Annotated in this window: 11 protein-coding genes; 8 read left to right on the top strand and 3 right to left on the bottom strand. The window is 74.4% G+C overall.

Annotated elements, in window-relative coordinates; all coding sequences use genetic code 11:
* The first annotated feature begins 3 nt into the window (after positions 1 to 3).
* From sufC to AB0O09_RS14895, 5 genes are all read left to right on the top strand, one after another.
* Positions 4 to 768 (top strand): Fe-S cluster assembly ATPase SufC, encoded by a 765-nt coding sequence (gene sufC / locus AB0O09_RS14915; protein WP_359980859.1) that lies wholly within the window; start codon positions 4 to 6, stop codon positions 766 to 768.
* A complete protein-coding gene (locus AB0O09_RS14910) occupies positions 765 to 2039 on the top strand; it encodes a cysteine desulfurase (protein WP_363542049.1) in 1275 nt (424 codons plus the stop codon). The genes sufC and AB0O09_RS14910 overlap by 4 nt, the downstream gene beginning before the upstream one ends.
* Before the next feature lie 9 nt (positions 2040 to 2048).
* Positions 2049 to 2501, top strand: a complete 453-nt coding sequence (gene sufU / locus AB0O09_RS14905; protein ID WP_344628244.1) for a Fe-S cluster assembly sulfur transfer protein SufU — start codon at positions 2049 to 2051, stop codon at positions 2499 to 2501.
* 17 nt (positions 2502 to 2518) lie between these two features.
* Positions 2519 to 2905 (top strand): metal-sulfur cluster assembly factor, encoded by a 387-nt coding sequence (locus AB0O09_RS14900; RefSeq protein ID WP_363542047.1) that lies wholly within the window; start codon positions 2519 to 2521, stop codon positions 2903 to 2905.
* A 207-nt stretch (positions 2906 to 3112) separates the two neighbouring features.
* The gene (locus tag AB0O09_RS14895) at positions 3113 to 3934 is read left to right on the top strand and encodes a DUF4389 domain-containing protein (RefSeq protein WP_363542113.1); all 822 of its coding nucleotides are present in this window, start codon (positions 3113 to 3115) and stop codon (positions 3932 to 3934) included.
* On the opposite strand, the gene AB0O09_RS14890 is transcribed toward AB0O09_RS14895, so the two are convergent.
* On the bottom strand, positions 3829 to 5166 hold the full coding sequence (locus AB0O09_RS14890) for an MFS transporter (RefSeq protein WP_363542045.1): 1338 nt from the start codon (positions 5164 to 5166) through the stop codon (positions 3829 to 3831). The genes AB0O09_RS14895 and AB0O09_RS14890 overlap by 106 nt on opposite strands.
* A gap of 363 nt (positions 5167 to 5529) precedes the next feature.
* On the opposite strand from AB0O09_RS14890, the gene AB0O09_RS14885 reads away from it, so the two are divergent.
* Positions 5530 to 7197: a hypothetical protein gene (locus tag AB0O09_RS14885; RefSeq protein ID WP_363542043.1), complete on the top strand. Its 1668-nt coding sequence runs from the start codon at positions 5530 to 5532 to the stop codon at positions 7195 to 7197.
* Positions 7198 to 7242: 45 nt separating this feature from the next.
* Here AB0O09_RS14885 and AB0O09_RS14880 read toward each other — a convergent pair whose 3' ends face one another.
* Positions 7243 to 7686, bottom strand: coding sequence for a VOC family protein (locus AB0O09_RS14880; protein ID WP_363542041.1), 444 nt, complete (start codon positions 7684 to 7686; stop codon positions 7243 to 7245).
* 183 nt (positions 7687 to 7869) lie between these two features.
* On the opposite strand from AB0O09_RS14880, the gene AB0O09_RS14875 reads away from it, so the two are divergent.
* Positions 7870 to 9024 (top strand): hypothetical protein, encoded by a 1155-nt coding sequence (locus AB0O09_RS14875; RefSeq protein ID WP_363542040.1) that lies wholly within the window; start codon positions 7870 to 7872, stop codon positions 9022 to 9024.
* Between the two features lie 220 nt (positions 9025 to 9244).
* On the top strand, positions 9245 to 10702 hold the full coding sequence (locus AB0O09_RS14870) for an alkaline phosphatase PhoX (RefSeq protein WP_363542039.1): 1458 nt from the start codon (positions 9245 to 9247) through the stop codon (positions 10700 to 10702).
* 54 nt (positions 10703 to 10756) lie between these two features.
* On the opposite strand, the gene AB0O09_RS14865 is transcribed toward AB0O09_RS14870, so the two are convergent.
* A complete protein-coding gene (locus AB0O09_RS14865; RefSeq protein ID WP_363542038.1) occupies positions 10757 to 12370 on the bottom strand; it encodes a helix-turn-helix domain-containing protein in 1614 nt (537 codons plus the stop codon).
* Between the last annotated feature and the right edge of the window lie 173 nt (positions 12371 to 12543).

Genomic DNA, 12543 nt, shown 5'->3' with positions numbered 1-12543 from the left:
CCCATGGCAACGCTTGAAATCCGCGACCTGCACGTCTCCGTCGAGGCCGAGAGCGGCCCGCGCGAGATCCTCCGCGGCGTCGACCTGACCGTGAAGCAGGGCGAGACCCACGCCATCATGGGCCCCAACGGCTCCGGCAAGTCCACCCTCGCCTACTCGCTGGCCGGGCACCCGAAGTACACCGTGACCGGCGGCTCGGTGCTGCTGGACGGCGAGGACGTGCTGGCGATGTCCGTCGACGAGCGGGCCCGCGCGGGCGTCTTCCTGGCCATGCAGTACCCGGTCGAGGTCCCCGGCGTCTCGGTCTCCAACTTCCTGCGCACCGCCGCCACCGCGATCCGCGGCGAGGCCCCCAAGCTGCGCACCTGGGTGAAGGAGGTCAAGGAGGCCATGGCCGCGCTCCAGATGGACCCGGCCTTCGCCGAGCGCAACGTCAACGAGGGCTTCTCCGGCGGCGAGAAGAAGCGCCACGAGATCCTCCAGCTGGAGCTCCTCAAGCCGAAGATCGCGATCCTCGACGAGACCGACTCCGGCCTGGACGTCGACGCGCTGCGCGTCGTCTCCGAGGGCATCAACCGGGTCCGCTCGACCGGCGAGGTCGGCACCCTGCTGGTCACCCACTACACCCGCATCCTGCGGTACATCAAGCCCGACCACGTCCACGTCTTCGCGGGCGGCCGCATCGTCGAGTCCGGCGGTGCCGAGCTGGCCGACAAGCTGGAGGAAGAGGGCTACGAGAGCTACGTGAAGGGCGGCGCTTCCGAGTGACGACGACTCATACCGGCTCGGCGCTGACCGGGCTCCTCGACACCGACGCGATCCGCAAGGACTTCCCCGTCCTGCAGCGCCTGCTGCACGACGAGAAGCCGCTGGTCTACCTGGACAACGCGGCCACCTCGCAGAAGCCGCGCCAGGTGCTGGAGGCGCTGAACGCGTACTACGAGCGGCACAACGCCAACGTGCACCGCGGTGTGCACGTGCTGGCCGAGGAGGCCACGGCGCTGTACGAGGGCGCCCGCGACAAGGTCGCGGCCTTCGTCAACGCGCCGAGCCGGGACGAGGTGATCTTCACCAAGAACGCCTCGGAGTCGCTCAACCTGGTGGCCAACATGCTCGGCTGGGCCGACGAGCCCTACCGCGTCGACGCGGACGCCGAGATCGTGATCACCGAGATGGAGCACCACTCCAACATCGTTCCGTGGCAGCTGCTCTCGCAGCGCACCGGCGCGAAGCTGAAGTGGTTCGGGCTGACCGACGAGGGCCGGCTCGACCTGTCGAACATCGACGAGCTGATCACCGAGCAGACCAAGGTGGTCTCCTTCACCCTGGTCTCCAACCTGCTCGGCACGCTCAACCCGGTCGAGACCATCGTCCGCAAGGCCCAGTCGGTCGGTGCGCTGGTCGTGATCGACGCCTCGCAGGCCGCCCCGCACATGGTGCTGGACGTGCAGGCGCTGGAGGCCGACTTCGTCGCCTTCACCGGCCACAAGATGCTGGCCCCGACCGGCATCGGCGTGCTGTGGGGCCGCCAGGAGCTGCTGGAGGACCTCCCGCCGTTCCTCGGCGGCGGCGAGATGATCGAGACCGTCACCATGGGCTCGTCCACCTACGCCCCGGCGCCGCACAAGTTCGAGGCCGGCACCCCGCCGATCGCGCAGGCGGTCGGCCTCGGCGCGGCCGTCGACTACCTGTCGGCGATCGGCATGGAGAAGATCGCCGCCCACGAGCACGCGATCACCGAGTACGCGATTGAGCGCCTGCTGGAGGTCCCGGACCTGCGGATCATCGGCCCGCGCACGGCCGTGGACCGCGGTGCCGCGATCTCCTTCACGCTCGGCGACATCCACCCGCACGACGTGGGCCAGGTCCTCGACGAGCAGGGCATCGCCGTGCGCGTCGGCCACCACTGCGCCCGGCCGGTCTGCCTGCGGTACGGAATTCCGGCGACCACCAGGGCGTCGTTCTACCTGTACTCCACGCCGGGCGAGGTCGACGCGCTGATCGACGGTCTGCACCACGTCCGCAACTTCTTCGGCTGAGGTGACGGGATGAAGCTCGACTCGATGTACCAGGAGATCATCCTGGACCACTACCGCAACCCCCACGGCAAGGGGCTGCGGGAGGGCGACGCCGAGGTGCACCACGTCAACCCGACCTGCGGCGACGAGATCACCCTGCGGGTGAAGCTCGACGGCGCCACCGTGGCGGACGTCAGCTACGAGTCGCAGGGCTGCTCGATCAGCCAGGCCAGCGCCTCGGTGCTGAACGACCTGGTGGTCGGCAAGACCGTCGGCGAGGCCCAGGCCGTCCAGGAGGCCTTCCTGGAGCTGATGCAGAGCAAGGGCCAGGGCGAGGGCGACGAGGACGTGCTGGAGGACGCCGTCGCGTTCGCCGGCGTCTCCAAGTACCCGGCCCGGGTCAAGTGCGCCCTGCTCAGCTGGATGGCCTGGAAGGACGCCACCGCCAAGGCCCTGGGCGAGCAGCCCGCCATCAACGACTGAAACGGACGGACTCTCCCATGAGTGACAGCGAGACCCCGGCCGAGCAGGCCGCCGAGCCCGTGGCCGAGGCCCCAGGCGCCTTCACCACCGCCGGCACGGTGTCCGTCGAGGACCTCCACGAGGCCCTGATGGACGTCGTCGACCCCGAGCTCGGCATCGACGTGGTCAACCTCGGCCTCATCTACGGCATCCACATCGACGAGGACGACGTGGCGACCGTCGACATGACGCTCACCTCGGCGGCCTGCCCGCTGACCGACGTCATCGAGGACCAGGCGAAGACCGCCACCGACGGCCTGGTCAAGGACCTGCGGATCAACTGGGTCTGGATGCCGCCGTGGGGCCCCGACAAGATCACCGACGACGGTCGCGACCAGCTCCGCGCCCTCGGCTTCAACGTCTGAGTCCCGCGCCCGCGCGGTGCTCCCGCCGCCCCCGTCCCGCTCGCCGGGCCGGGGGCGGCGGCGTTCCCGCTTCCCGGCTTTGGGCCGTACGGGTCCGGCCAGGTGTCGGCGCCCGTCCCCGCCGGGAATGTCATCCCCTCGTCCGCACCGGTCGAGACCAGGGAGCACAGCGTGGCGACGGGCAGTTGGCAGGTCCCCCAGGGCAGCATGCCGCTGGAATTCCTCCCGGAGCTGGACGTCCCGAAGGCCGGGCCGCAACGCCGCTGGACGATCCTGCTGCGCTGGCTGCTGCTGATCCCGCAGTTCGTCGTGGTGTGGGTGCTGGGGGTGCTGGCGATCCCGGCCGTCATCGTCGGCTGGTTCGGCGCGCTGTTCCTCGGCCGGCTGCCGGAGCCGATCGAGGAGTACCTCTCGGGCTTCGTCGGCTGGGACACCCGGGTGCGAGCCTCCGCCATGCTGCTGGTCGACGACTACCCGCCGTTCGCCTGGCGCCCCGAGGACTACCCCGTCCGGGTGGAGTTGCGGCCGGGCGAGCTGAACCGGCTCGCCGTGTTCTTCCGCCTGATCCTGATGATCCCGGCGGCGATCGTGCAGAGCCTGGTGCTCAGCGGCTGGTACGCGGCCGCCTTCGTCATCTGGCTGATCGCGCTGATCCTCGGCCGGATGCCCGACCCGCTGTTCGGCGCGACCGCCGCGACCCTGCGTTACGCGATGCGCTTCAGCGCCTACGTGCTGATGCTCACCTCCGCCTACCCCAAGCGGCTCTTCGGCGACGACGGGCTGCCGCCGGTGGCGGCAGCCCGTTCCGCGACCCGCCCGCTGATCCTCTCGGGCGGCGCCAAGGCGCTGGTCGTGCTGTTCCTCGTGCTCGGCCTGGTCAGCGGAAGCGTCCGGGCCTTCGTCAACGACGACGACAACGGCTACTACGGCCTGCGGGCACCCCGCGGCAGCAGCACCGCGCCCGCCAGCCCGAGGCAGACCAGCGCCGCCACGGCCGCGAATCCGCTCACCGCGGGCAGCAGGCCGTAGCGCTGGGTCAGCCAGCCGACCGCCACGATCGGCAGCGAACTGCCCAGGTAGACGATCACCCACAGCGCCGATAGCTCGCTGCCCCGGCGCTCCGGGTCCATCGCCGCGACCGCCGTGGTGAACAGTGAGCGGAACGCCACGCCCTGGCAGGCCCCGCCCAGCACGCTGCCGATGAACAGCAGCGCCGGCGTGCCCGTGTACCCGGCGGCCACCACCAGGGCCAGGCCCGTCGCCAGGCCGCCCAGGCCCGCGGCGATCACCGGCCGGTCCGCGGTCGGCGGCACCAGCAGCTGCGCCGCGGCCGAGGAGCCCAGCAGCAGCGCCGCCACCACCGCGCCGGTCAGGTGCGAGTCCGAGTGCAGCAGCCGCGCCGCGAAGGCCGGCGCCAGCGACAGGTACACCCCGAACACCGCGTACGACACGAAACCGGCGCCGGCCGTCAGCAGGAAGGTCCGGCGACCGCGGCGCGGCAGCCGCAGCCGCTGCGGACGCAGGTGGGCCGGGGTGGTGATGCGCGGCGGCGCGGCCGGCGGGCGCAACCGGCCGGGCATCCGCGGGTGCACGACGGCCAGCGGCACGCACAGCGCCAGCAGCGCCAGCGCGTGCAGCAGGAACGGGGTCAGCAGCGGGTGCGCGCCGGTGGCGAGGCTCGCCCCGACCACCGGGCCGAGCGCGACGCCGCCCGCCGAACAGGCCAGGGTCAGCTTCGCGGCCAGCGAGGGCCGGTCCGGCAGCAGGTCGCCGAGCGCCGCACCGGCGGCGCCGGTCGACAGGCCGACCGCCACGCCCTGGACGGCGCGGCCCGCCACCAGCAGGCCGAAGCCGTGCGCGTAGGCGAACATCAGGTCGCCGACCGCGGCCAGCGCCACCGCCGGCAGGATCAGCGCCCGCCGGCCCAGGTGGTCCGACCAGTGGCCGACCACGGCGAGCACCGGGACGACCGCGAAGACGTACACCGTGAACAGCACGGTGGTGTGCAGCGGCGTCAGGCCGAGCTGCTGCTGCAGCAGCGGGTAGATCGGCGTGGCCAGGTTGGCGCCGACCAGCATCAGCAGCAGGGCGCCGGCCACCAGGCCGACGCGGATGCCGCGCAGCGCGTTCCAGCGGCTGATCGCGGCGAGGCGGAGCTGCGCGCGCGGCGCGAGTTCCGGGGGGAGCAGGGCCTCCGACAGTCGGCGTCCGGGGAAGTGCGCGGAGCGCAGGCCGGGGCCGGCGGGGGAGAGGTCCGCCATGGCAGGGGTCTCCTGTGGCCGGGCACCACCGGGGACGACGTGGCCAGGGGTGGCGGCCGCGACAACGAGCCCGGGCGGCGCGGTGAGCGTACGGACCCTCCGGCCCGTGGGAGGGGCGGAGGGAGGAGGGCTTCGTTGCCCGAGGGGCCCGCGCGGGGTGTGCGCGGCGCCCGGAGCAGTTTACGCGCCCGAGCGGGGCCGCCGGGCCGTCCGGACCCCCCTCCACCGGCGGTTCTGCGTCACACCCCGGGCGGCGCGCGCCCCGCGGGCACGGCGGCGGGCCGCCCCGCCCGATACGCTGAGTGGATGGGCCGACACGCGACGGCCCGGGCCCAGCACAGCCACCACGGGAGATCGCCAACGATGGCCGGACGACGCCGCAACACCCCTGACCACTCGGCCGGTGCCGGGCCGCAGGCGGCACCCGCCGAGAGCCTGCTGCCCGCCGACTACGACCTGGCCGAGCTGTACGGGGCCGGCGGCCGCGACGAGGACGACGAGGACCTCGACGACACCGCGGTGCTCGTCCCGCCGATCGCGCTGCCCCCCGAGGCGGAGCTGGCCGCCGCCGCGCTGGCCGTCCCGCTGATCGCCCGGGCGGTCGCACTGGCCCGCTGGGCCGCCCCGCACCGGGTCGTGGACGAGTTCGGCGACCTAGTCGAGGACGACCGCGGCCCGGCCGCCCGGCTGATCGGGCTCGCCCCGGAGGAGGGCGAGGTGCCCGAGGAGGCCGTGGTCGAGGTGCTGCGGGCCTGGTCGCTGGCGTGCGACCTCGACCTGGTCGAGCTCGGCACCACCCAGGCCGGCGAGCACGTCGCCGTCCCCATGGAGGAGGTCGCGGACGCCGAGGCCGGCGACCCGTCCACCGTCCTCGACCTGTGGCTGACCGCGGCCGGCATCGTCCGCGAGCTCGCCGTCGACACCGACCTGCTCGACATCGAGGGCGAAGGCCCGGGTGAGGGGGCGGGGGCGGGCGCCGCCGGGGACGCCGACGACGAGGACGCCGCGGAGAGCGCGCTCGCCGAGGTCGAGGAGGCCAGCGAGGCCGCCGCCGAGCTCCTCGACGAGGCGCTCCAGGTGCTGTACGAGCTGACCGCGTTCGCCGAGCCCGGCGAGGAGACCGTGCCGCTCGGCGTGCTCGCCGCGCTGCTGGTCGTTCCCGAGGGCGAGGAGCCGGACGAGGAGATGCTCGGCCAGATCACCGACCTCATGGTCGAACTCGACCCGATGCTCGCCGACCTCGCCGAACTCGGCCTGGTCGAGCACCGGCCGATCGACCCGGAGCTCTTCGAGGAGGAGGAAGAGGGCGAGGAGGCGGCACCCGCCGCCGAGGCCGCCGGCGAGCCCGGCGAGGAGGACACGGCCCGCTTCGGCCTCGTCCGGCTCACCCCGCTCGGCCAGTACGGCGTCCGCGAGTGGCTGCTCGCCGACGGCTACGACGCCCCGCTGATCGGCGACCTCGCCCAGGGCGACGCCGCCGCCCTGCTGCGCGGACTCACCGAGTCCCCGAACGTGCTGCCCGACCGGGAGATCCGGGTCTGGCTCGCCCGGCGCGAGCCGCTGGACGGTGCCCGCGACCTGCTCGCCGCCTCCCGCGGGCTGGACGCGCACAGCCCGGTGCGGCGGATGTTCACCGCGGCCGCGCTCGACGACCTCGGCGAGGCCGGCGACACCGCACTGGCCGAGGTCGTCGACGACCCGGAGCTCGGCGGGCTCGCCCGGGAGCTGCTGCGCAGCCACGGCCACGACGTCGCCGCCGCCGAGCGGCCGGTCGCCCTCTGGCGCACCGTCGACCACTTCTCGGCCGTGCTGCTGGTCGGTCGCGGCGACGCCGGCCAGCTCCGCGAACTGGTCGCCGGCCTGCCCGTGACCGACAACCCGGCCTCCTACTTCGGCGAGCTCTGGCGGGTGCCGCACCCCTACACGGCGCTGGTCCTCGACACCGTCGGCGAGCTGCACACGGACCGCGCCGTCGCCAAGGAGGCCCGCAAGGCCGCCTTCAAGGCCAAGTCCCAGCAGGGCAACGGCTGACCGGGCCCTGCTGCGGACGCGGCCGGCGGGACCGCGGGGCGGGGCCTACGGCAGGTCGAGGCTGCCGTCCTCGGTGAAGGGGAAGAAGGGGTTGTGGGCCAGCTCCCAGAGGTGGCCGTCCGGGTCCTCGAAGTAGCCGGAGTAGCCGCCCCAGGAGGTGGCGGTCGGGGGCTTGACCACGGTGGCGCCGGCGGCGACGGCCGTGGCGAGGGCGGCGTCCACCTTCGCGGTGGACTCCAGGTTCACCGCGAGGGTCACCCCGCGGAAGGAGGGCTCGCCGGCCGCCGGGACGCCGGCGTCGGCGGCCAGTTCGTCCGCGGGGAACAGGCCCAGGACGGAGTCGGCGGTGCGGAACCAGACGATCTCCGGGCTGGACGCCGCCGAGCGGCGCCAGCCCAGTGCCTCGTAGAAGGCCGTGGAGCGGCCCAGGTCGGTGACCCCGAGGGTGACGATGCTGATCCGGGCCGGGAAGTCGGTGGTCGAAGTCATGCCGCTCAGGGTAGGCAGCGCCGCCGACATCCGGCGGGTGTTCCCGGGCGGTCGGCGGGTCGTGCGGCCTGATGGCCTGCCAGGTGCGCCGACCCGTATCGTGGGGCGGACGCGGTGCGGTGGTCGGGTCGGCGCCCGGCGGCCGCCGCGGACGGCGCGGCGAGGACCGGGGGTGCGGCCAGCATGACGAGACGGCACGTGGGCGGGCCCCACGACCCCGAGGGCGCGGCCGGCCCCGCGCGGACCCCGCAGGAGCGGCACCGGGAGCACGAGGAGCACGACCTCCGGGTGCTGGCCGGTGCGGACTTCCCGTTCTACGCCGCCGCCGGCGGTCCCGCCGGCCGGGACTGCCTGGCCGGGTACGAGGTGCTCGACGGCCGGCTCCGCTGGGTCGAGCTGCGCTCCGGCGACTGGACGAGCCCGCAGGGCCCCCACGTCACCGTCCGCACCCAGCGCACCGCCGACCCCGCCGATCCCGCCCGGGCGCTGCCGCTGCCCGAGCTGGAGGACGCGGTGGAGGACGAACGCGACCGCGTCTACGACCAGTTGGACATCGACGAGGGCGACGGGCCCGGGCGGACGAGGGCGCTGCGCGGCTGGATCTCCGTCGACGGAGAGCCCTGTCCGGTGGAGATCCACGAGGACGTCCGGCCGTCCGGCCCCGAGGGCACGGACCCCGCCGGGGGCGCACCGGTCTGGGCCGGCCGGCTGCAGCTGGGCGGCGTCGCCGTGACCGTCACCGCGCGGGGGCTGCCGCCGGGCGGCGTCGAGCTGCGCCGGGTCGGCGACGCCGCTCCCTTCGTGCGCGGCCGCACCGCGCAGGCCCGTGAGCTGGCGGCACGTCAGTGGCGGCGTGCCGTACCGGTGGAGGAACGGGAGCTGCCGCCGGCCGTCGGGCTGGAGGCGCACCGGGCGGTGGTCGAGCACGGCATACAGGAGGCCATCGCGATGGAGGCGCAGCTGTGCGCCCGGCGGACCGGCCGGATCCCGCGGCGGCTGCGCGGCGAGGCCGGGGCGGAGTGCTGGGAGTCGGCGGTGCGCCAGCAGATGCGGCTGGCCTCGGAGTCCCGCCGGGAGGCGGTGGAGGCGGTGTCCGCCCTGGTCAACCAGTTGACCTGGCTGGCGCAGCGGACGGACTGGCTGGTGGGGACGGCGGAGGGCGAGGCGGCCGTCGCGGAGTCCGTCCGGTACACCGTCTTCGCCAGCGAGGTGCCGAGCCTGGCGGCGCAGCTGGCCTGGGCCCGGCTGTGGGCGGGCGGGGCGCCGGGCGGAGCGGACGGTGCCGAGGAGGCGTGGCTGGCGGCCTGGGAGGACTGGCGGGCCCTGCGCCGCGACTGAGGCGTTGCCGACCGGGGCGGTCGGGCCCCGGTGCGGCTCGCGCGAGAGCCCCGGTGCGGCTGGAGCGGTTTCTGCGGTCCTTGGTGAAGAGCAGGTCATGGGTTCGCATGAGGACGGCAAAACACCACCGCGCCGCAGCCCCCGGTTCACACCGGGTTCACCCGCCGCGAAGAGTCTGCTGCGCGTCCTTCCCGTACGCCCACCCTCAGGAGTGACCGCCATGTCGCTGTCCCGCCGGGACTTCGTGAACCGCTCGACCGTGCTCGGGGCCGGTGTCCTCATCGCCGGCAGCGCCGAGGTGCTGGCCACCGCCCCGGGCGCGATCGCGGCCCCGCTCGGCGGTGACGCCCCGGCGGCCGGGAAGGGCGCGCACACCGCGCTCGGCTACGGCCCGCTGGTCTCCGACCCGGACGGCATCCTGGCCCTGCCCAAGGGCTTCACGTACCGGATCATCACCCGGACCGGGAAGACCACGCTGGTCACCGGCGAGTCGACGCCCAGCAACCACGACGGCACCGCGGCCTTCCCCGGCCGGCACGGCGCCACCCTGCTCGTCAACAACCACGAACTGAAGGGCAAGCGCAGCAACTGGCCGCACCCGGTGCCGCTGCTGGAGGGCCACGTCTACGACCCGGCCGCGGCCGGCGGCTGCACCGTCGTCGAGGTCGCCGGGCACGGCAGGCGGGTCCGCGAGTGGGTCGGCATCGCCGGCACCTCCACCAACTGCGCGGGCGGCGCCACCCCGTGGGGCACCTGGCTGTCCGGCGAGGAGACCGAGGACCGGGCCGGCCAGAACGGCATGACCAAGGACCACGGCTACATCTTCGAGGTGGACCCGTACGACCAGGACGCCAACCGCGACCCGAAGCCGGTCAAGGCCTTCGGCCGCTACCCGCACGAGGCGGTGGTGGTCGACCCGAAGCGCGGCCACGTGTACCTGACCGAGGACGCGTCCGGCCCGAACGGCCTGCTCTACCGCTGGACCCCGCCGGCCGGCTTCCACCACGGCCGGGGCAGGCTGCGGACGCTGGCCGACGACGCCGGCGTGCTGGAGGCCTTCAAGTGCTTCGACCCGCACGGCAAGCTCGTCGACGACCTGTCCCGGGCGACGGCGATCGGCACCACCTACGGCGTGGACTGGGTGAAGGTGCCGGACCGCGACGCGAAGACGGTCTCCGTCCGCAAGCAGTTCAAGGACGGCGAGATCACCCGCTCCCGCAAGCTGGAGGGCATGTGGTGGGGTGACGGCGGCACCTACTTCGTGGCGAGCTACGCCCGCGAGGAGAGCCCCGTCCAGCACGACGGCCAGGTGTGGTTCTACAACCCGGCCCGCCGCACCGTCACCCTGAAGGTGCTGCTCGGCGTCAACAAGGACGTCTGGGCGGACAACGGCAACTTCGACGGCCCGGACAACATCACCGTCTCCCCGCACGGCGGCCTGGTGATCGCCGAGGACGGCGAGGGCCAGCAGCACCTGTTCGGCACCACGGACGAAGGCCGGACCTTCCCGATCGCCCGCAACGAGCTCAACCTCGGCACCGCGGAGGAGCCGGAGTACAGCGAGTTCACCGGCGTCACCTTCTCGGCCGACGGCGGAACGCTGTTCGCCAACATCCAGGAGCCGGGCATCATGCTCGCGATCACCGGCCCGTGGCACCGCCTGCGCCGCCACCACTGACCGTCCCGGCCCGCGGGCCGGACAGGACCGGTGCGCTGCCCGTCGTCGACGCCGTCAGGCGTCCTCGGCGGGCAGCCGCAGTTGCAGCATCGCCAGCAGCCGCTGCTGCGGCTGGGCGAGGTCGAGCCCGGTGATCTGCTCGGCCCGGCGGACCCGGTAGCGCAGGGTGTTGGGGTGGATGTGCAGGGCGTCCGCGGCGACCCGGACCTCGCCGAGCGCGTCCAGCCAGGCGAGCACCGACTCGGCGAGCCGGGTGCCGTGCTTCCGGTCGTACTCGGCCAGTTCGGTCAGCCGCGGGTCGCGCAGCCGGGCGTGCTCCTGCAGCAGCGCCAGCACCTCGCTGACCAGCACCTCCGCCTGGACGTCGGAGAGCGCAGCGACCTGGCGGGCGACCCCGCCGCGGACCATCGCGTCCAGGATCCGGTCGGCCTGCGCCCGGGACTCGGTCACCTTGGCCAGGCCGTCCACGGTGGTGCCGATCGCGGCCCGCAGCCGCACCCCGAGGTGCTCGTGGGCCGCGTCGACCACCTCCTGCGCCCAGCCGCGCAGGGTGGCGGCGGGCAGCGCGGGCGGCAGTTCGGGCAGCAGCACGTACACCCGGGACTCGATCGGGGCGAGCAGCGCCCCGCGGTGCCGGGCCGCGGCGTGCACCGAGATCAGGCCGGTCACCTCGGCGCGGGTGAGTTCGGGGTCGGCGCCCCCGGTGGGGGAGTCGGCGGCGTACGCCAGGACGGTCGCCGGGCGGCGCAGGCCGAGGCCCAGGTGGGTGGCCAGCGACTGCGGCCCGGTGGAGCCCTCCAGCAGGCCGGTCAGCAGGGTGCGGGTCAGCCGGACGTCCGCGGACAGCTCGCGCCGCCGCCGCACCAGCTGCCCGGCCGCGACCCGGGCGGCACCGACCAGCGCCTGCTCGGACTGCTCGGCGAGCGGCTGGGCGCCCTCCTGGACCCAGATGGTGCCCAGCGGCTGCGCGCCGGCCCGGATGCCGATCGCGAGCCGGCGGCGGATCCCGAGGTCCGGGTGGGCGTCGATCTCGATCACCGCGTCGGAGCCGCGCAGGTGCTGGAAGACGCCCCACTCGCGCAGCTTGGACAGGTACGGCTCCGGCCCCTGCCAGCCGAGGATGGACAGCCGGCGCAGGTCGTCCAGCTCGTCCGAGTCGGAGGAGCGGGAGTAGGCGAGCACCCGGCTGGAGGTGTCCTCGATGGAGACCACGCCGTGGGTGAGCACCGCGACCGTCTGCGCGAGCGAGAACAGGTCGCCGGCGTTCGGCTCGGCGGCCTCCGGGGTGTCGGGGCCGGCGATCAGCATCCGGGCCAGCCCGTCGAGGTGCTCCCAGCGGGTCTCCGGGCGCACCGACAGCAGCGCCACCCCGGCCTCCGCCGCGGCCTCCCGCAGCGCGTCCGGGACACCGCCCGCGTCCAGTTTGACGGCGACCGCGGCGGCCCCGCCCCGGCCCGCCGCGCGCACCACCGGCAGCGCGGCCCGGCCGCGGACGCCGATCGCCAGCACCAGCTCGCCGGGGCCGGCCGCGGGCGGCTCCTCCGGGTCGAGGATCGCCACGTCGCGCACCGGCACGTCCAGGCCGGCCGGGGCGGCCTGCAGCTCGACCAGCGGCTCGCCCAGGGACATCAGCAACTGCCGCAGCGGCAGGCCCGGAACGGCGGTCACCGGACCGCCCCGGGCGCGGAGCGGGCGCCGCTCACCGGACGGCGGCCTTCGGCTGGTCGGCGGGTCTGTTCACACGTACAAGGGTATCGGCCGCACTTTGGCGGCCAGGCCAATCAAGCGGGCCCCGGCCGCGGCATAGCGTTGCCGCATGGCCGACGTGCGACCCCCGCCGG

Source organism: Kitasatospora sp. NPDC093679 (genome assembly GCF_040683455.1).
GTDB classification, from domain to species: domain Bacteria; phylum Actinomycetota; class Actinomycetes; order Streptomycetales; family Streptomycetaceae; genus Kitasatospora; species Kitasatospora arboriphila.
Note: the sequence above shows the minus strand (reverse complement) of the source record. Positions and strands in the feature narration are given on the sequence as shown.